We start from the raw sequence: 18,289 nt of genomic DNA on the forward strand, positions 1-18,289 counted from the left end.
ACCCGCACGGGAACCGAAGCGTAAGCGCCTGGCCAAGTTTGGATACGAGCCCTCGTAGGGAGGGCAACAGGCGCGCGCCTTCGAATACAGCGCCGTGGAATAGTTTCAATCCACGCCCTCGCAGGGAGGGCGACCTCCGGCGCGCGCGGCATCAACGAGGACTTCATCGTTTCAATCCACGCCCTCGCAGGGAGGGCGACGGAGAGATCCTGCTTGGTCAACTCGATGACGATCAGTTTCAATCCACGCCCTCGCAGGGAGGGCGACATCTCAAGCCGGCGGGCGGCTTCAGCCTCCGACCCGTTTCAATCCACGCCCTCGCAGGGAGGGCGACGTCTGATCCAGCGCACTGGATCGTCGATGTGAGTGTTTCAATCCACGCCCTCGCAGGGAGGGCGACTCGTCGACCGCTTTCCAGACCGCGCGGGCACCGTTCACGTTTCAATCCACGCCCTCGCAGGGAGGGCGACTCCTGGAAAGTCTGGCTGACAGGGCGGCCGAGTTTGGTTTCAATCCACGCCCTCGCAGGGAGGGCGACCCCCCGGCTGCTGATAACGCTGCCGCCCGGCTACACGTTTCAATCCACGCCCTCGCAGGGAGGGCGACCCTCGCCCAGACCGGCGAAGGTATCGCGCAGCCGGCGTTTCAATCCACGCCCTCGCAGGGAGGGCGACGTGGGGGCTGTTCGACGGCGGGCCCGTGTCCATTGGAGTTTCAATCCACGCCCTCGCAGGGAGGGCGACTGTCTCTGTTTAACCGTCCAGACTTCAAAAGCAATTTCCAAGCGGTGCGCGAACCTCAGGGGTTGCCAGCTCCGGGATGGCGGCTGGGTGGAACAAGGAAGATGCAAGGCTCAGGAAACAAACGAAAAAGAGAGCTTGCGAACCTGCCCGCTTCGGCGTGATCGCTTGGGGTTCGCAGATCAGAAAATCAGCGGGCCGTCATAGTCGATGGCCGGCTTCGCCCCCACATGCTCGACCCGGCTGCGCCAGTTGGCGCCCAGCATATAGAACCGCAGGCTATCCTCGGCGGGATCGATCAGGTCGATCAGCCGGGCGCGCAGGGCGGTCCAGCGGGCGGGGTCGAGATCGCATTCGAAAACAGAATACTGCACCCTCTGGCCATAGTCGAGACAGGCCGCCGCCACCCGCCGCAGCCGGCGCCGCCCGGCGGGCGTTTCGGTGCGCACATCATAGGTCACCAGAACCAGCATGGCCTACCTCCAGATCCAGGCCGGATAGCCGTCAAGCTCGCCGCGCAGGTGGCGCGCCAGAAGCTGCGCCTGCAGATGCGGGAAAAGGCCGAAAGGGGCGGTCTCGTCGAAGAACGGGTGGCGCAGAGGCATCCGCTTGCGCTCCTGCCAGGCCTTCAGCAGCGTATCGCGGCCCTGATCGGTCAACAAAACGGCGCCGGTGTCCTGCGCGTCGAAATCGCGGGGGCCAAGCTGGCGGCGGTTGAACAGGCTGAGGCAGAGCCGGTCGGCCAGGGGCGCGCGAAACTCCTCCATCAGATCGAGCGCCAGGCTCATCCGCCCGGGGCGGTCGCGGTGCAAGAACCCCATCTGCGGGTCGAGCCCCTGCGCCTCGCAGGCAGCGCGGCAATCCTGCGCCAGCAGCGCATAGAGCAGCGACAGCACCGCGTTGACCGGATCGCGCGGCGGCCGGCGATTGCGCCCCGAAAAGGTGAAATCCGGGTTGCGCAGCAGATGCGGAAAGGCGGTGAAATAGGCATTGGCGGCCTCGCCCTCCTGCCCGCGCAGACTGTCGAGATCGGGCGAGGAGAGCGCCAACCGCGCCGCGTCGGAAAGCCGCCGTTCGGTGGTGTCGAGGGTGTCGCGCGCGCCCGCCGCCATCGTCGCGCCGTAATCGCGCAGGGCGCGCCGGATCACGCCGCGCTGGTTGGCGGCCTTGGCCGCGACCACGCCCTGGGCCACCGACAGCGCCAGCGCCGGATCCTCGGTACGCCGGTGCTGGGCGCGGCGCAGCAGCACATTGCCCGACTGCGGCCCCTCGACCCGGGCCAGGAACCGGCCCGACATCGACAGAAAGGCGATGGAAATCCCGCCCTCGGCACAGAAGGCCATCAGGGGCGGGCTGACCGTGACCTGCGCGAAACAGACAATCTGCCCCAGAAGATGCGCCGGCGCCCTGCCCCGTTCGACGCCGTCGATCTCGACCACCACATTCTGCCGATCCTTGCGCAGGACCGCGCCTTCCGAGGTGACATAGAGCGTGTTGAGCAGTTTCTTCATGGCGCCTCTCCCGGTACGGTATCGGCGGTGACGGCCCGATCCAGCCAGGCGAGGATATGAGGTGGCGCCTGCATCCGCTCGGGCCGGCAGAGCTCGATCAGCGAACAGGCGCGGCAGCGATGCTTGTCGAAGACCGGCGGAGGCACCTGCCCGGTGGCGATCATCGCGCGCACCTCTGCGGCGATCCGCAGGGTCAGGGTGCGCAACTCGTCATCGAAGACCACGGCCTTGCGCCGACGGGTTTCGCCATAGAACAGCGCGCCTTCGGGGATCCGTCGCCCTGTCATCTCCTCCAGACAAAGCGCCTGGGCGCAGAGCTGCACCTCGTCGGCGCGGTGCGGCTTGGGGCGGCCACGCTTGTATTCGACCGGGCGGATCACCTCGCCCTCCACCTCGACCACATCGGCGACGCCGTGAAGCCCCAGCCGCTCCGAACCGATCTCGACCGCGCGCAGGGTCTGCAGCCCCTTGCGCCGGTCACCCGCGCCGCCGTCGGCGCGGGCATGCAATATCCGCCCCTCGGCAGTCAGCCGGTTTTCCGACCACAGCCGTTCGACATGGATCAGCGCGCATTGGCGCGGGCAGAACAGCCAATGCTGCAGCGCCGAGATCGGCACGCTGTCGGGTGGATCACCAGGGGTCGACAATCGTCACGCCCGCCGGCAGATCGGTGTCATCGACGGTGATGCGATAATCCGAAAACGCCCGCGCCGGCGGCCAGTTGTGGGTTCTCGGATCACCCACCGGCAACGCCTCGCCCTGATAGAGGCGGTCGACCTTGATCCGGTCGAACAGCCGATGCGCCTGGGCATTGCCAAGCGCACTGTCGTGGCGGAAGGCGACGATCCTCTGCGCCGCCATCTCGCCGCGTGCGGCCGAACGGTCGAAATCGAACATGTCGCGCAGCGCGATCCAGAAGAGCGTCAGATCCTCTTCGGAAAACCCGGTCTTTTCCGCTAGCTTGGCGTTGATGAACCCATGCACCACATAGAGGCCGAAGGGCACGATATGCTTGCGCCCCATGGTGCGTTCCTTGTCCACATCCTTTTCGTTGGTGACCGAGGAGCGGGTGATCGAGATCTCCAGCGGCATGATCGGCTCCACCGAGCGCGCGAAGGACAGCTGCACCGGCCCGCGCACCTGGCCGGCGTTGACCTCGGTGGTCATGACGGCGCCGAAGGTGCGGATGTCATAGAAGTTGTCGCACATCCAACGGGTGAGGTTGCGCGCCTCCTCTTCCTTCTTGGGCAGCTTCTTGGATTCAGGCTTCAGCCCCAGCGCCTCATAGGCCTTGGCATGCTGATTGTTCAGCACCGAGCGTTCGGTGAAATAGATGTTGAACCCCGGCTCGCCCTCATGCGCGGCGGCGACGTAATTGCGCACCTTCCGCTTCAGCGCCACATCGGTGACGAGGCCGTTGTTGGTTTCGGGATCCATCCGCGGCAAGTTGCCGGCATCGGGATCGCCATTGGGGTTGCCATCCTTGACGGTGAAGAACAGCGCGAAATCATAGCGGTTGGTCAGGGCGGTCATGCGGGTGTCTCGTCACTTTGTTCCTCGACCACCTCGGTGGTCTTCTTGGTGAATTTCTGGTGGTAGTAGCCGGCCACGAACCGCCCCTGCGCCTCGAGCGTCAGCGATCCCGGCAGGTCGGGCGACAGCCCGGCCCAAATCTGGCCCATCTGATCGTCGAACCAATGGGCCAGCCCGCCCTTGTCACCCTTGCGCAGATTGGCCAGGTGATGGGTCGCGGTCTTGACCAGCAGCGGAAACACCCGCGCCGGGGTGGCCGAGGCGGCAGCAAAGTACCGGTCCCGAATGGTCGCGTTCAGCCCCGGCAGCGCCGCGAGCTGGATTTGCTCCAGCACCGCGAAGAGCCGCCCAAGCCGATAGGCCGGGTCGGGATTGTCTGGATCGAGGCTCACGGGCATCTCCTCCGTCAGGTTACGTGTCAGATAGGCCTTGCAGATGGCCGCGCGCGGGCCGTTGACGATACCGTCGGCGCGGATCCGGCCGATCACCGCGGCCAGAAGCAACCGCGGATAGGGCAGCCCGCCCAGCACCGCGCGCATCATCTCGCCGCCCAGAAGCGGCGGGATATTCTCGGCCTTATGTTGCAGCGCGGTCTCGTAGAGCAGTGCCCAGAGCGCCGGCGTCCGCCGCCAGGCGGCGGGCTCCAGCCGCAGGTCGTCCTGGAACCGCATCAGGTTGCGGGTGAAGCCGCCGAGCGTGCCGGGCAGCCAGAAGCGGACCGAGAGCCGCGCCGCATTGGGCGACAGCCCCAGCACATAGACCCGGGTATCGGGATGAAAGCGCGGATCGTCGGGCTGTTGGCCCTTTGCCAACGCCTCCAGCGTCACCTGCAGTTTTTGTGCTGCCTCGCCCTCGGTCTCGGTGTCATCGACCGGATCGAGCAGCCCCGCCAGCAGATCTTCGGCGGCGCTGTCGCCGTCGCGATCCGGCGTCTCGGCCCAGAACACCACGGTGGCGTCCCCGATCCTGAGCGCCCGGCGTCCCGGCCCCTTGCCCGAGCGCGCCAGAAGCGCGTTCAGCGCGGTGCCATAGGCGAAGGCCGCCGCCTCGGACACCGGGGCGTTCTCGCCCTGCTTCTTGCCGAAGGATTCAAAGGCGGTATCGTTGAAGCTGACCAGAGACGCGCCGGAGCTTTGCGCCCCCATCACCCCCTTGATGCTGGGATGCAGCCGCGCGACGGGCGCATGGGCCCCGGTGATCAGGCACAGCGGCCCCGCCTCGGCCCCGTCCGCGCCGGACAGCAGCGCGGTAAGGGCGGGACGATCGTGCAACAGCCGCGCGTCGCCCTCCAGCCGGAAGACGACATTCTGGTCGAGCACCTCTGCCGGACATGCCTGGGCGGCGAAATCTTCCCAGCTCCAGCGATTCAGAAACCGCAAGAAGGCCTCTGCCCCCTCGTCCTCGAGCCCGGCCAACCGCTCGGCCTGAAGCTCCACGAAGGCCGCGTGTTCGCGCGCCGTCCGCCCCTCCTGCCCCGGGATCTGGCGGCCCTCCTCCAGCAGCGGCTTGCCCTTGTCGTCCTTGGCCGCGGTCACCCCCAGCGCATAGGAGGTCTTGTCCCACAGGAAATTCGGCGCGATGCCAGAGGAGCGTTTCACCGCCGCCGGCACCGCGATCTGATCGGGCACCAGTTTCTTGCCGTCGACCTTCAGCCGGGGCCGGATCGCCACCAGGGCGCCGTCGCGATCGAACACCACCTCGGCGCCGATCTTCTCGGTGGAATAGCCCCGCCGCGGCGCCTCGCCGTTGTCGGCCATGCGATCGTAAAGGCTGGCAAGCGCGGTCAGGATCGTCATTGCGCCAACCCCTCGGCCCGGGCGCGGGCGATGTCGATCACGCCGCCCTCCATCCGGGCACGGAAGAACAGCGCCTCGCGCCCCCTGGCATAATCGACATCATAGAGCATCCAGCCCAGATCGCGGTTTCGCTCCGCCTCCGGCAGGGTCGTTTCGGGAAAGGCCTCGACCAGCGTCACATCGGCGGGGAATTCCCGCACGCCGAGACAGGGCTGATGAAACTGCTGCCCCCTGGCGGCGCGGCGGCGGGCCATTTCGATGTGCTTGGCCTCGCTATCCTCGGGGCCGGCCTTGGGAGTCATCTCAAGATGCGCCTCGATGCCATAGACCACATCGCGCAGCGCCATCATCGCCCGCTGCTGCCGATTCTCGTCCACCGCCAGATGCAGCCCCCTGACCGTGCCCGCCTTCATCGCCGTCTTGACGCTGCCGGCGGGGATTTTCGATCCGATCTCGTTGCGGCGGATATTCTCGAACCGGATGGGGGCGAGGACATGAATCCGATCAATCACCCAGCGAATGGCCGGCTTCCAGTGAATCGCCTCGATAATGCCACGCGCGGCAGAAGGGGTCATGGCATCATAGCTGACCCTTTCGACCTTCATTTCCGGCCGGGTAAAACAGGCGTAATCGCCCCGGATCAGGAGTTTAAGTCCGTAAGCCAATTTGCCCCCCTTTAAGATTAACCTAAGGTTGCAAAACTGGATAGGGCGCCGTCAATGCAAATATCGTTGCCGCCCAAACTCCTTTGCCGTTCAGAAGGACAGGAACCCCAAATCCCCGAAATCGTCCCACCTGAGCCCGGTGTCGGCATCGTAAATCCCCGGCTGATCCAGCAGCAGGAACTGGTCGCCGAACTCCGCTTGCCGGAACGGGCGCACCAGGCCCTCGCCCAGCATCCGGCGGCGCACCCCTTCGGGCACCTGCACCTGGTAGCTTTGCAGGCGCCGGGCGATGCCGCCGGCGCTGGAGATATAGCGCAGCGCCTCCAGCTCCGCCTCAGGCAAGCCCCAGTCGCCGCCCAGGACCACCACCGGTAAGGCACCGCCTTCAATGATCTGATAGGCCTCGGCGATCGAGGCATAGGGGAAGATCGGCCGCCGGTCGCCCGAATCCGTGATGGATTTCAGGATCTGGAACGGCTTGCCGCCGACCTTGCCGTCATCCATCCCATGCGCCCGGGTCCAGTAGATGTCCCTGAAGTAATCGCGGACAGCATCGAGGCTGAGCGGATCGTCGATGTGCTTGCCCAGAACCCGCGCCGCCGCATCGGCCAGTTGTTGCAGACCGGCGGGCGGCGCGAATTCACCCTGCTCCCCCCGCTCGGCCTCGAAGACCACGACCCGGCCGCCCTCGACCAGCCGCCCCTCGCGGTTGCAGCGGCCGGCGGCCTGGGCGATGGAATCGAGCCCTGCCAGCGCCCGCCAGACCACCGGAAAGCTGATGTCCACCCCGGCCTCGATCAGGCTGGTACTGACCAGTCGCACCGGCTCGCCGGCCGCAAGCCGCGCGCGTACCTGGTCGAGCACGCCACGCCGGTGCCTCGCGGTCATATTGGTCGACAGATGCGCGGCCCCCGGGCAATCGCGGATCAGATCGTAGACCGCGCGCGCCTGTTTGCGGTTGTTCAGGATCGCCAGCCCGCTGGGCGCCGCCGCCAGCCCCGCCGCCAGGCCCGCATTGTCGATCCGCCCGGCAAGGTCCACCCGCACCCGGCGCAGCGCATCGTAGAGCCCCGCCGGATCGGGGGCGAGTTCGCGCAAGGCCAGCGGCCCGTCACGCTCCAACCCCTCGGGGCAGGGAAACCCGTCAGGCTCGCCCTTCAGCAGGGCGGGCTGGGTGGCAGTACAGAGGACGACTGAGCCGTGATAGCCCCGCGCCAGTTCCTTCAAGGCGGCGAGACTGGGGCGCAGCAGGTGATGCGGCAGGGTCTGCGCCTCGTCCAGCACCACGACGGCCCTGGCGATCCGATGCAGCTTGCGGCAGCGGGAACCACGCGCGGCATGCAGGCTTTCCAGAAACTGCACCGCCGTGGTGACGATGATGGGCCGATCCCAACGCTCCGCCGCCGTCCGAAGGCTCGCCAATTCGTCATCGCCCTTCACCTCGTCCCAGTCGAAGGCCGAATGGTGTTCCAATACCGCCGCCTCGCCCAGATCGCCGAAGACCGTGCGAAACACCCCGGCCGTCTGTTCGACGATGGAGGTATAGGGGATCACGAAGATCAACCGATCCATGCCTTGCGCAATCGCGTGATCCAGCGCGAATCCCAGTGACGTCAGCGTCTTGCCGCCCCCGGTCGGCACCGTCAGGCTGAACATGCCCGGCGCCTGCCCGGCCTGGGCGCGCGCATGGTCATGCACCCGGCGCCGCAGCGCGTTGACCGGCCCCTCATCGTCCCGCGCCGCCATATAGGCATCCAGCCGGTCGCGCAGCGCGGTCAAAGGGATGTCCGGCGCGGCGGGCTCGGGCCGCCCCTCCAGCCGGTCATAAAAGGCGCCGGTCTCGCTCCGGTCGGCATCGACCAGGGCGGAAAACAGCATCCGGCCCAGGAACTGGAGCGTGTAGTTCAGCATCTCATCCCGTTTGGGCAGAGAGGCCACCACCGGCGGCAGCGCGGTGATCCCGGGCAGCGGCCAATCCTCCTGAGGTGCAAGTCGCGCAGCCTCCTCCAGCCGGGCAGAGAACAGTCGGCCGCCCTCGCCTTCGCCTTCGCCCTTCAGCCCGGCGTGGTGGCCGAGGATCACCTGCGCCAGCAGGGCACCGAAGGGATTGGGCCAGGTCTCATAGGCATAGCGCGCGCCTTCCGCCGCATGGGGTTCGATCACCGAAGGGTCTGAGAGCCGCGCCTGGAAGCGCGGTTTCATCTTGCCCAGATCGTGCAACCAACCGGCAAGCTCCCCAAGAACCGGCGCGAACGCTCGGGCGTTTTTCCCGGCCGTTTTCGACACCGCGGCGGAATGATCGAACAGGGTTTCCCAATCGGATTTCCCGGGATCGTGTCCTGAATGCGCAAATAACGACATCTCTGCAAATCACCCGGCAGAAGCAGTTGACCAAGGTATTCCAGAAACCGACGACCGCCCACCCGATGCGATGACCTGTCGCAATTTCGAAAATGTTCCGTTCCAGATACCTATCTTTGCCCCATGGCATTTTCTATTCAATTCCGAAGTCACGCGCGGGAAACCCAGCCTCCATTTTCAGGCAGACCGGAATTTCCGCCCCCAAACGGCGGAGCCCCCCGCTTCCGCCGCCGCCATGTGCCGCGCCTTGCCCAGATGTCTGCCATGCGGGATCATGCTGCCGTTCGCAGAACTCACGCATCGCCCATGCGACCGCGGGTCACACGGTGACCCTGTCGTCCACCAAGAGCCCGGACGCGAGCAGTTCGAAGGGCTTGATGGCATCCTTCATGACTTGATCGGTGCGGAAGCCACCCGTTGACATACGGTGCGTATGCGAAACTGCGGATCAGGGCGACACCCTGAAAGGACATTCCAGATGCTTCACAACGAACCCGTTTTTCCCTCTGACCGTCACGCGCTTCATGAGCAACACGGCTATTCCGCCGCGATCCGCTCCAGCGACCTGCTGTTCGTATCGGGTCAGGTCGGCGGCCGCGCGGACGGATCGCCGGAACCGGACTTTGCCAAACAGGTGCAACTGGCTTTCGACAATCTGCTGGCCGTGCTTGATGCGGCCGGCTGTGGGCCGGAAGATATCGTCGATGTCACGAGCTTCCACACAGACCCCGAAGTACAGTTGGGGACGGTCATGGAGGTAAAGAAACGGATATTCCCCGAGGCTCCCTATCCGAACTGGACGGCCCTCGGTGTCACTTGGCTTGCCGGGTTCGACTTCGAGATCAAGGTTATCGCCCGCTGTCCCGCGCGCTAAAATAACAGGCCAGCAAGCCGCGCCCTTGATGGCCTCGGCTTGCTGGCTAAGCCCGAATGCAAAGTGTCCCGGAAAGGCTGCCGACCAGCCTTGGTAAGAGTGCCGGTCGAACTTATCGCGATCAAGCGGCAGTGAGGTAAGACTACGCAGCCGCCGATGATCGCCCGACGCTATCCGCCGCCAGCCTCCGCTATGCTGCGCGAGACAGGCGGTCCCGGGCCGCTTCGATGAACTCACCATGCAGCGCTCTGATCGTCGGGTGCAACGCGTCGCGTTCAACCACGAACTGGACGTCCACGTTTCTCGGCCCCTGGCTGGCGCCGATGATGTCATGACCGGCATCGGAGATCGCCTGCAAGCCACGGGACAGGACCGACAACCCCTGCAAGTCCCGTCCGATGACAGATGCGATCGACAGGGTCCGGGTGGCGATTTCGGCCGTCGGATACAGTCGGGCGAGTTCCTGCGTGACCCGGCGCATCGTCTTCAGCGAGGCGGCGAGGTAATGCGTGATCGTATTGGCGTTGGACACCTTCGACACGATCCGGACATTGTGGCGCGTCAGCACGTCGAGGATCGTGGCGTCATAGCCTTTCACACCGACCATATCCTGTTCGAACACCTCCAGCGTCACGACATCAAGGCCAGTGACGATCTCGGCCGCCGGCCGATCCGCCGGCTTGTCGTCGATCAGGGTTCCGGGATCATCCGGTTCGAACGCATTGGTGACACGCAGGGGGATATCGGCCTGCCTGAGCATCTTGGCCGCCTTGGGATGGATCGCCTCCATGCCCATGTTGGACAGTTGATCCGCCACATCGTAGCTGGTGCGCCCGAGCTTGCGGACCAATTCCTGACCCACCAGCTTCGGATCACCCGAGGACAGGTGGAACTCCTTGTGGATGATCGCCTCGCTCGCTTCGACAAGGGCCGCCAGGCGCGAAAACGTCACCTCGGAATAGCCGCGGTCGTATTCGCCCACCAGACCCTCGGCGCATTGCGCGTAGCCGGTGACGATGGGCATCTCGACGCCGGGATCAATGCCTTCGAGTGCCTGTCGAATCCGGGCGTCCAGGGACAGATCGCCCTCGTCGCGCCAGCCGGACAAATCGACGAAACGCGCCTTCACCCCCGCCCGCTGCAACAGCAGCGTCGCGACGAAGGCCGAATGGGCCTCGCCCAGGCCGGAAAGCAGCTCGCGGGTCTGCCCCATGTGCTGAACCAGGCGGAAATGGCCATAGGAGCACAGGCGCTGCAGATCAATCAGACAATTCCGGGCGCCATGCAGCCGCTCATCGACAAAGGCGTCGGCCTGCTGCAGGTCGCCAGGGTGGTCGAGAATGGCGCAATGCGCCGCTTTCATCGCCGCGGCCACACGATTCAGACCATCATGCCAGCCGTAATGACCGTCGTCATTGGCGAACAGGGCATAGACTCCGGGCTCACCCGACTTCTTGTGTTCGAGCAACAGATCGGTGATGCCACCAAAGGCGGAGACGACGAAGATGCGGCCGTAAAGCCCGCGGCCCTCGCGGGCGCCGATGAACAGGGTATCGCGCAATTCGTTCAGGCGGGACATCGAGGTCCCGCCGATCTTTTCCACGGTGAGGACCATCTCAGGCCTCCTCGGCTGCCGCATAGGATCCGTCCTCGCGATGCACCTCGGTGCCGGTCACCGGCGGGTTGAAACAACAGGCCATGATCAGCTCTTCCTCGGCGCGCAGGATATGGCGGTCGTGTTGATCCAGCGCATACATCACACCGGGCACGATCTCATGGGTCTCGCCGCTGGCCAGATCGGTGATCGAGCCCTTGCCCTTCATGCAATAGACGCTTTCGAAGTGGTTCTTGTATTCGAACGTGTGCTCCGACCCCGCCTGAAGAAAGGTGATGTGGAAGGAAAAGCCCATCCCGTCATTGGCCAGGAGCATCCGGACCGAGGTCCATCGTGCATCCGCCACCACGCGGTCGCGGTCGGTTTCGATGATTTGGTTCAAATCTCTGACGATCATGGGTCTTACTCCGCTGCAATTTTGTTCGGTTCCGCCAGCACATCGCCTGCGGCATCCATGAGAATGCCGAAGCCCTTGCGCAGCATTTCGTCTGATGTGGTCAACGGCGCGAGCACCTTGACCACCTGCCCCTCGTTGCCCGAGGTCTCGATCACGAGCCCCAGATCATAGGCGCGGGCGCAGATCGCCGCGGCCAGTTCCCCCGAGCCGACATCGACCCCCCGCATCAATCCGCGCCCCTTGAGCTTGCCCTCGGGCACCATGGCGGCGAGATCGGCCAGCGCGCCATGAAGCAGCTCGGCCTTGTCCGCCAGTTCGTCGCGGAACCGATCGTCAGACCAGAATTTCTCGATCGCGACCCGGGCCGTGACGAAGGCATGGGTGTTGCCCCGGAAGGTGCCGTTATGCTCTGCCGGGCCAAGCACGTCATGCTCGGACCGCACCAGCACCATGGCCATCGGCAAGCCGAACCCCGAAAGCGATTTCGCCATGGTCACGATGTCCGGCACGATACCCATCCCGTCAAACGAGAAAAACGTGCCGCAACGGCCGCAGCCGGCCTGAATATCATCGACGATCAAAAGCGCGCCATGGTCTTTTGCCAGCTTGGCGATCCGCTTGACCCATGCCTGGCTGGCCACGTTGAGCCCGCCTTCGCCCTGCACGGTCTCCAGCAAGATCGCAGCCGGCGCATCAATGCCGCCGGAACTGTCCTTCAGCATCGCCTCAAGGTAATTGGCGGTATCGGTGGCCGCACCGAAATACCCGTCATAGGGCATCCGCGTGACACCGTTCAGCGCCATGCCGGCACCCGCGCGGTGATAGCTGTTGCCGGTCGCCGCCAGCGCTCCCGCCGTGACCCCGTGAAAACCGTTGGTGAAGGCGATGATATTGCTGCGCCCGGTCACCTTGCGGGCGATCTTCATGGCGGCCTCGACCGCATTGGCGCCGGTGGGGCCGGTGAACATCACCCGATGATCCATACCGCGCGGCGCCAGAATGTGGCGGTCGAAGGCATCAAGGAAGGCGGCCTTGGTGTCGGTATGCAGGTCGAGCCCATGGGCGATCCCGTCCCCCGCGACATGTTCGATAAGCGCCGCCTTCATGTCCGGGTCGTTATGGCCATAGTTGAGCGAGGAGCAGCCGGCGAGGAAGTCAATCCAGGTGCGGCCGTTCTCGTCGGTCAGCTCAGAGCCTCTCGCGGTTGCGAACATCGCGGGCAGGTTGCGGCAATAGGAGCGCGCCGCGCTCTCGCGGCAATCGAAAATGGAGGTGGCATCTGTCATGGTCTTGGGCATGGAATATCCTTTCGGGGCGAGGCCCCAAGGAAGGGTTTCAGGAAGGATTAGGGGAGGATTTCAGGCGACGCGGGCCAGCGCCTTGGCGTCCGGCAGTGCGATCGTCACCATGTGCTCGGTGTCGTGACGGCCCTCGAAATGCGCGTCACGTTCGAAATGCGGTGCCTCCGACACCGCAGCACCAATGCCGCGGGCAAAGCCGCGGAACAGGGCCCAGGAAGCAGCGTTATCCCGGGTGATTGTCGTTTTCAGATGGGTGGCACCACCGCAGGCATCGCGCTTAATCAGATCGAGAAGCATCGCCCGGCCAAGCCCGATCCCGCGCGCTTTGGGGCTGACGGCCACCTGCCAGACGAACAGCTCCCCCCGCCCCGGGATCATATGGCCGGAAACCCAGCCCACGACATCGCCACCGATCTCGGCCAACACGCAGGTGTCGCGGAAATGTTCGGCCTGGATCAGATTGCAGTAGAGCGAGTTCTCGTCGAGGGGCTTGCAGGCTTTCACCAGCTCCCAGATTGCCACCCCATCCGCCGCAACAGGTTTGCGCAGACGGGGCATGGGCGTTCGGGGGTCGTCACTGTCTTTCGGCATCGGTCGCACCTCTATTTAGTTAGATTTGCTAAGCGGATTACTCCCATATATGCTTCGAAATGTAAAGCAACTTCTCAAAATCATGGGCGGAGACTGGCGAAAAACCCAATAAATTAGCTATTTTTCCCTCAACCCAACCGAAGTTCATCCAAGAATTTTATTAGTATATTGAAGCATTATCGACAAATTGCGGCACCCCTGCCCTTCGTGCGATGATGGCGACCATGACCACGACCTCAGACAACAGAATCGACGACAGCCTGATTGCGCTGCGACGCATCCTGCGCGCCACCGAGCTATACGCCCGCGATCTCGCCCATAGCGTCGGACTAACGCCGGCACAGTTGCGGGTGCTGCAGATCGTCGGCGAGAAGACCAGCACCACCCCCAAGGCTCTGGCCACCCAGATGGGGGTGAGCCAGGCCACGGTGACGGCGCTGGTCGACAAGCTGGTGGCGCGCGAGCTTGTCGCGCGCATGCCCTCCGAGCTGGATCGACGTCAGACCAATGTGGTGGTTACGGAGCAAGGTCGCGGCAAGCTGCAAGATGCACCCGACGCGCTTCAACAGCGCTATGCCCGCGCCTTTTCACGATTGGAGAACTGGGAGCAGGCCCAGTTGATCGCCTCCCTTGAACGTGTCGCCGACATGCTGGACGCTCAGCATATCGACGCCTCGCCGGTCCTGACGATGGGTGAGATCCAGGGCACGAGAAAGCCCGACTAGCCACACGAGAATGCCGGCTCGTCCGTGGCGCCACAATGCCCCCGGTGACGCAGAGGCGGCCTCAGGCTCAGCGCGGGGAATGGCAGCTCCCCGATCCGGCCCACGAAACTCTTGCGATCGCCCAGAAATAGCGCGCAGGCGAACCGCAAAGCGAGTTCGAAACCGGCTCAGACTGCCCGGGAACGGAAACGAGATGTGAAAGTGCCAAAACACCGCGCGGAACGCGAAGTCAGACGACGGAATTCCTGATTTTATCTCTTGAAATCAATGTGGTGCGGGTGAAGGGACTTGAACCCCCACGCCTTGCGGCGCCAGAACCTAAATCTGGTGCGTCTACCAATTCCGCCACACCCGCACTCGGCGGCCCGGGCCGCGCGTGTTGCGCGTCATAGCAAAGCTCTCGCCGCGATGCGAGGGAAAATCACCGAGCTCGCCCGCACAGTTTTCCCGCCCCGGCCCGGCAGGTGGCGCCGGCCGTCACGGGACCAGATCACAGGACCAGGTCACAGGCCCAGAGTGCGGAAGACCTGCGGCAGGCATTCGGGGATATCCTCGGCGATCAGGCCCGGGCCGTAGCTGCGGGCGCATTCGACATGCAGCCAGGCGGCAGTTTCGGCAGCCCTGGAGGGAGGGAAACCACGCGCCAGCAGCCCGGCGATGAAGCCCGCCAGCACATCGCCCGAGCCCGCCGTCGCCAGCCAGGGCGCGGCACGCTCATAGGCCGCCGAGTTCACCGCACAACCTCCGTCGGGGGTGGCGATGACCGTATCGGCGCCCTTGAACAGCACCACGCAGCCCGCCCGTTTCGCCGCGTCCCGCGCCGCATCCACCTTGGAGTAGGCCGGGCCCTCGGTCGCGGAAGCGGCGAGCTTTTCGGCGATATCCGGAAACAACCGGGCGAATTCGCCGCCATGGGGGGTGAGCACGCAATTGTCGTGCAAGGCATCGAAGAGGGTCGCGTCCCGAGCCACCAGCGTCAACGCATCGGCGTCGAGCACCACCGCCCGCTGCGCGGCCAGAGCCACCTCAACCAAGGCGCGGGAATGTTCCGTCACCCCCATCCCCGGACCAAGGCAAAGCGCATTCCGCCGGCGGTCCTGCAGGACCGCGTTTAATGCGGTGAAATCCGCGACTTCCACCATCATCAGCGCGGTGATCCGGCCGGCAACCTCCTCCATCGCGGATTGCGGCACCCCCAGCGTCACCAGCCCGGCGCCGATCCTGAGCGCCCCGCGTGCCGCCAGACGCGCCGCCCCGGTGTGGCCGGCGCCGCCCGACAGGATCAGGGCGTGGCCGTGGGCGTATTTGTGCGCCCCCGCGCGCTTGTCCAATCCGCTTAGCCCGCCACGGTCGAGCAATCGGACCACCTCGCCCGACGCCACAGCCTTCGGGCCGACGCCCGCCTCCAGCCCGATACTCTTGACCACGACCTTGCCACAGAGCGACGGGCCGTCCGCCAGCCGGTGGCCCAGTTTTTCCGTATGAAAACTCACGGTGAGATCCGCGCGAAGCACGGGACCAAGGGGCTTTCCGCTATCGGAGCAGAGCCCTGTCGGCATATCCACCGCCACGACCCGCACACCCTTGTCCGCAAGAAGCCCTGATGCGCCAGGCATGGCCAACACAGAGAAGAGACCACCGAACGGGCGTGTCAGCCCCGTGCCGAATAGGGCGTCGACGAGGAGATCAACGTCTTCGTCGAGCTGAAAGCGATCGTCCGTCACCGGAGGCGAGTTGATCCCGCGTACCGCAACCTCCCCCAATTCCGACCACTGTTCATAATTGGTACAGGCATCCGGTGGCAGTTTCGCCGGATCACCGTAGAGAAACACCTCCACCTCCCAGCCGCGCGCCTTCAGCAGGCGCGCCACCACGAATCCATCGCCGCCGTTGTTGCCGGGCCCACAGAGCACCACGGCCCGCCCGGGCGCGGCCGCCAGCTCCGGCCATTCCTCCAACACGGCCTCCACCACGCCCTGCCCGGCGCGCTCCATCAGTTCCAGCCCGGTCACCTCGCCGGACCGGATCGCCGCCTGTTCAATGGCGCGCATTTGGGCAGCGGTCAGCAGTTCGGTCATGTTTCCTCAGCGTTTTAATATAGATTACTTTTTGAGCAAACTGCTCAAAAAGTAATCTCACACCCATTTTCGCCCATTTGGCCCTTGACCCCGCGACGCTATCGCATTGTCGCTGTCATTTAGAAGTGATCTGCCCCCCCGAGACAAGGTTGCGAGGAGTTCGTCGATGAAAAAGATCGAAGCGATCATCAAGCCGTTCAAACTGGACGAGGTGAAAGAGGCTCTTCAGGACGTCGGCGTCCAGGGTCTGAGCGTGATTGAGGTCAAGGGCTTCGGTCGTCAGAAGGGGCATACCGAACTCTATCGCGGCGCAGAGTACGTGGTGGATTTCCTGCCCAAGGTGAAGATCGAGGTCGTGCTTGACGACGATCAGGTCGACGCCGCCATCGACGCCATCATCGCGGCAGCCAAAACGGATAAAATCGGCGACGGGAAGATCTTCGTCAGTACCGTCGAACAGGCGATCCGCATCCGGACCGGCGAGTCCGGCTCGGACGCGCTGTAATCCACACCCAAAGAACGACCCTACAGAAAAGGACATTGCAGAATGAGCAAGGATGCAGTTCTCCAGTTGATCAAAGAGGAGGAGGTCGCCTACGTCGACATCCGTTTCACGGACCCGCGCGGCAAGTTGCAGCACGTTACCGTGGTGGCGGATCTGGTTGACGAGGACTTCCTTGAAGAAGGCTTCATGTTCGACGGTTCCTCGATCGCCGGCTGGAAGTCGATCGAAGCTTCCGACATGAAGCTGATGCCCGACACCGAAAGCGTCTATATCGACCCCTTCTATGCCGAGAAGACGATCTGCATCCATTGCTCGGTGGTCGAACCCGACACCGGCGAGGCCTATGAGCGCGACCCGCGCGGCACCGCGGTGAAGGCCGAGGCCTATCTGAAGTCCTCCGGCATCGGTGACGCCTTCTACTGCGGCCCGGAAGCCGAGTTCTTCCTGTTCGACAACGTCAAATACTCGAACACCATGAACAAGGTGTCCTACGAGGTTGACGCCACCGACGCTGCCTGGAACACCGACACCGATTACGAGATGGGCAACATGGGCCATCGTCCGGGCGTCAAGGGCGGCTATTTCCCGGTGAACCCGGTGGATGAAGCCCAGGATCTGCGTTCGGAAATGCTGTCGACCATGAAGCGCATGGGCATGAAGGTCGACAAGCACCACCACGAAGTGGCGTCCTGCCAGCACGAGCTGGGGCTGATTTTCGGCACCCTGACCGAACAGGCCGACAACATCCAGAAGTACAAGTACGTGATCCACAACGTGGCCCACGCCTATGGCAAATCGGCGACCTTCATGCCGAAGCCGATCTATGGCGACAACGGCTCGGGCATGCACGTGAACATGTCGATCTGGAAAGACGGCAAGCCGCTGTTCGCTGGCGACAAATACGCCGATCTGTCGGACGAGGCGCTGTATTTCATCGGCGGCATCCTGAAGCATGCCAAGACGCTGAACGCCTTCACCAACCCGGGCACCAACTCCTACAAGCGTCTGATCCCGGGCTTTGAAGCTCCGGTTCTGCGCGCCTATTCGGCCCGCAACCGCTCTGGCTGCGTCCGTATTCCGTGGACCGAAAGCCCGAAGGCCAAGCGCGTCGAAGCCCGCTTCCCCGATCCCTCGGCGAACCCCTACCTGGCCTTCGCAGCCCTGCTGATGGCTGGCCTCGACGGGATCAAGAACAAGATCGATCCGGGCGAAGCCATGGACAAGAACCTCTACGACCTGCCCGCCGAAGAACTGGCCGACATCCCGACCGTCTGCGGCTCGCTGCGTGAGGCTCTGGAATGCCTGGCCAACGATCACGACTTCCTGCTGCAGGGCGACGTCTTCACCAAAGACCAGATCGAGGGCTATATCGCGCTCAAGATGGAAGAGGTGCAGACCTACGAGCACACTCCGCACCCGGTCGAATACGGCATGTACTACAGCTGCTGATCGACTGCCGATCACAGCGGAAGGGCGTCCCTCGGGGCGCCCTTTTTCGTTGCGAGAAACGGCAGGCGGCAGCAGATGCGGCTGGCCGCACAGGGGGCTCCGCCCCGGCCGCGGGCGCTGCCCGCGTCCTCCCCGGGATATTTTCAGC

16 protein-coding genes, 1 tRNA gene and 1 CRISPR repeat array are annotated in these 18,289 nt (G+C 64.4%); of the genes, 4 read left to right on the forward strand and 13 right to left on the reverse strand.

The genetic code is table 11. The annotated features are described in order from the left end of the window. The first annotated feature begins 102 nt into the window (after positions 1-102). A CRISPR array of direct repeats spans positions 103-743; the repeat unit is 32 nt; unit sequence GTTTCAATCCACGCCCTCGCAGGGAGGGCGAC. A gap of 179 nt (positions 744-922) precedes the next feature. The 7 genes from cas2 to ACN0V4_RS13360 form a co-directional block, all read right to left on the reverse strand. Continuing rightward, a complete protein-coding gene (gene cas2, locus ACN0V4_RS13330; protein ID WP_417676849.1) occupies positions 923-1,213 on the reverse strand; it encodes a CRISPR-associated endonuclease Cas2 in 291 nt (96 codons plus the stop codon). Between the two features lie 3 nt (positions 1,214-1,216). Next, positions 1,217-2,251, reverse strand: coding sequence for a type I-C CRISPR-associated endonuclease Cas1c (gene cas1c, locus ACN0V4_RS13335; protein ID WP_417676851.1), 1,035 nt, complete (start codon positions 2,249-2,251; stop codon positions 1,217-1,219). Beyond that, positions 2,248-2,898: a CRISPR-associated protein Cas4 gene (cas4, locus tag ACN0V4_RS13340; RefSeq protein ID WP_417676853.1), complete on the reverse strand. Its 651-nt coding sequence runs from the start codon at positions 2,896-2,898 to the stop codon at positions 2,248-2,250. Before cas4 ends, cas1c begins: the two co-directional genes overlap by 4 nt. Continuing rightward, positions 2,882-3,784 carry a type I-C CRISPR-associated protein Cas7/Csd2 gene (gene cas7c, locus ACN0V4_RS13345; RefSeq protein ID WP_417676855.1) on the reverse strand — a complete coding sequence of 301 codons (903 nt, stop codon included), beginning with the start codon at positions 3,782-3,784 and terminating at the stop codon, positions 2,882-2,884. The genes cas4 and cas7c overlap by 17 nt, the downstream gene beginning before the upstream one ends. After that, positions 3,781-5,580 (reverse strand): type I-C CRISPR-associated protein Cas8c/Csd1, encoded by a 1,800-nt coding sequence (cas8c, locus tag ACN0V4_RS13350; protein ID WP_417676857.1) that lies wholly within the window; start codon positions 5,578-5,580, stop codon positions 3,781-3,783. The genes cas7c and cas8c overlap by 4 nt, the downstream gene beginning before the upstream one ends. Continuing rightward, entirely contained in the window at positions 5,577-6,245 is a 669-nt protein-coding gene (gene cas5c, locus ACN0V4_RS13355; RefSeq protein WP_417676859.1) for a type I-C CRISPR-associated protein Cas5c, read from the reverse strand. Before cas5c ends, cas8c begins: the two co-directional genes overlap by 4 nt. Positions 6,246-6,335: 90 nt before the next feature. Continuing rightward, positions 6,336-8,606 carry a CRISPR-associated endonuclease Cas3'' gene (locus ACN0V4_RS13360; protein ID WP_417676861.1) on the reverse strand — a complete coding sequence of 757 codons (2,271 nt, stop codon included), beginning with the start codon at positions 8,604-8,606 and terminating at the stop codon, positions 6,336-6,338. A 478-nt stretch (positions 8,607-9,084) separates the two neighbouring features. Between ACN0V4_RS13360 and ACN0V4_RS13365 the strand changes: the two genes are divergently transcribed. Then, a complete protein-coding gene (locus ACN0V4_RS13365; protein WP_417676863.1) occupies positions 9,085-9,480 on the forward strand; it encodes a RidA family protein in 396 nt (131 codons plus the stop codon). Between the two features lie 190 nt (positions 9,481-9,670). On the opposite strand, the gene ACN0V4_RS13370 is transcribed toward ACN0V4_RS13365, so the two are convergent. Genes ACN0V4_RS13370 through ectA form a run of 4 tightly spaced genes read right to left on the reverse strand, consistent with a single transcriptional unit; the run spans position 9,671 to position 13,384 of the window. Continuing rightward, on the reverse strand, positions 9,671-11,095 hold the full coding sequence (locus ACN0V4_RS13370) for an aspartate kinase (protein WP_417676865.1): 1,425 nt from the start codon (positions 11,093-11,095) through the stop codon (positions 9,671-9,673). 1 nt (position 11,096) lies between these two features. Beyond that, complete coding sequence (locus ACN0V4_RS13375; protein WP_417676867.1) at positions 11,097-11,492, reverse strand: ectoine synthase; 396 nt, start codon at positions 11,490-11,492, stop codon at positions 11,097-11,099. A 5-nt stretch (positions 11,493-11,497) separates the two neighbouring features. Next, on the reverse strand, positions 11,498-12,790 hold the full coding sequence (gene ectB / locus ACN0V4_RS13380) for a diaminobutyrate--2-oxoglutarate transaminase (RefSeq protein WP_417676869.1): 1,293 nt from the start codon (positions 12,788-12,790) through the stop codon (positions 11,498-11,500). 60 nt (positions 12,791-12,850) lie between these two features. Continuing rightward, complete coding sequence (gene ectA / locus ACN0V4_RS13385; protein WP_417676871.1) at positions 12,851-13,384, reverse strand: diaminobutyrate acetyltransferase; 534 nt, start codon at positions 13,382-13,384, stop codon at positions 12,851-12,853. Positions 13,385-13,608: 224 nt separating this feature from the next. Here ectA and ACN0V4_RS13390 point away from each other — a divergent pair, with 224 nt between their 5' ends. Continuing rightward, complete coding sequence (locus tag ACN0V4_RS13390) at positions 13,609-14,109, forward strand: MarR family winged helix-turn-helix transcriptional regulator (RefSeq protein WP_417676873.1); 501 nt, start codon at positions 13,609-13,611, stop codon at positions 14,107-14,109. A 270-nt stretch (positions 14,110-14,379) separates the two neighbouring features. Here the strand turns inward: ACN0V4_RS13390 and ACN0V4_RS13395 are convergent. Both ACN0V4_RS13395 and ACN0V4_RS13400 read right to left on the reverse strand, forming a co-directional pair. Continuing rightward, positions 14,380-14,464, reverse strand: a tRNA-Leu gene (locus ACN0V4_RS13395). Between the two features lie 148 nt (positions 14,465-14,612). Further along, positions 14,613-16,187 (reverse strand): NAD(P)H-hydrate dehydratase, encoded by a 1,575-nt coding sequence (locus ACN0V4_RS13400; RefSeq protein ID WP_417676875.1) that lies wholly within the window; start codon positions 16,185-16,187, stop codon positions 14,613-14,615. 166 nt (positions 16,188-16,353) lie between these two features. Here ACN0V4_RS13400 and ACN0V4_RS13405 point away from each other — a divergent pair, with 166 nt between their 5' ends. Both ACN0V4_RS13405 and glnA read left to right on the forward strand, forming a co-directional pair. Beyond that, a complete protein-coding gene (locus tag ACN0V4_RS13405) occupies positions 16,354-16,692 on the forward strand; it encodes a P-II family nitrogen regulator (RefSeq protein WP_028094450.1) in 339 nt (112 codons plus the stop codon). A 42-nt stretch (positions 16,693-16,734) separates the two neighbouring features. Then, a complete protein-coding gene (gene glnA, locus ACN0V4_RS13410) occupies positions 16,735-18,141 on the forward strand; it encodes a type I glutamate--ammonia ligase (RefSeq protein ID WP_417676877.1) in 1,407 nt (468 codons plus the stop codon). Positions 18,142-18,289: the final 148 nt, after the last annotated feature.

Source organism: Pseudodonghicola sp., assembly GCF_048268305.1.
Lineage (GTDB): Bacteria > Pseudomonadota > Alphaproteobacteria > Rhodobacterales > Rhodobacteraceae > Pseudodonghicola.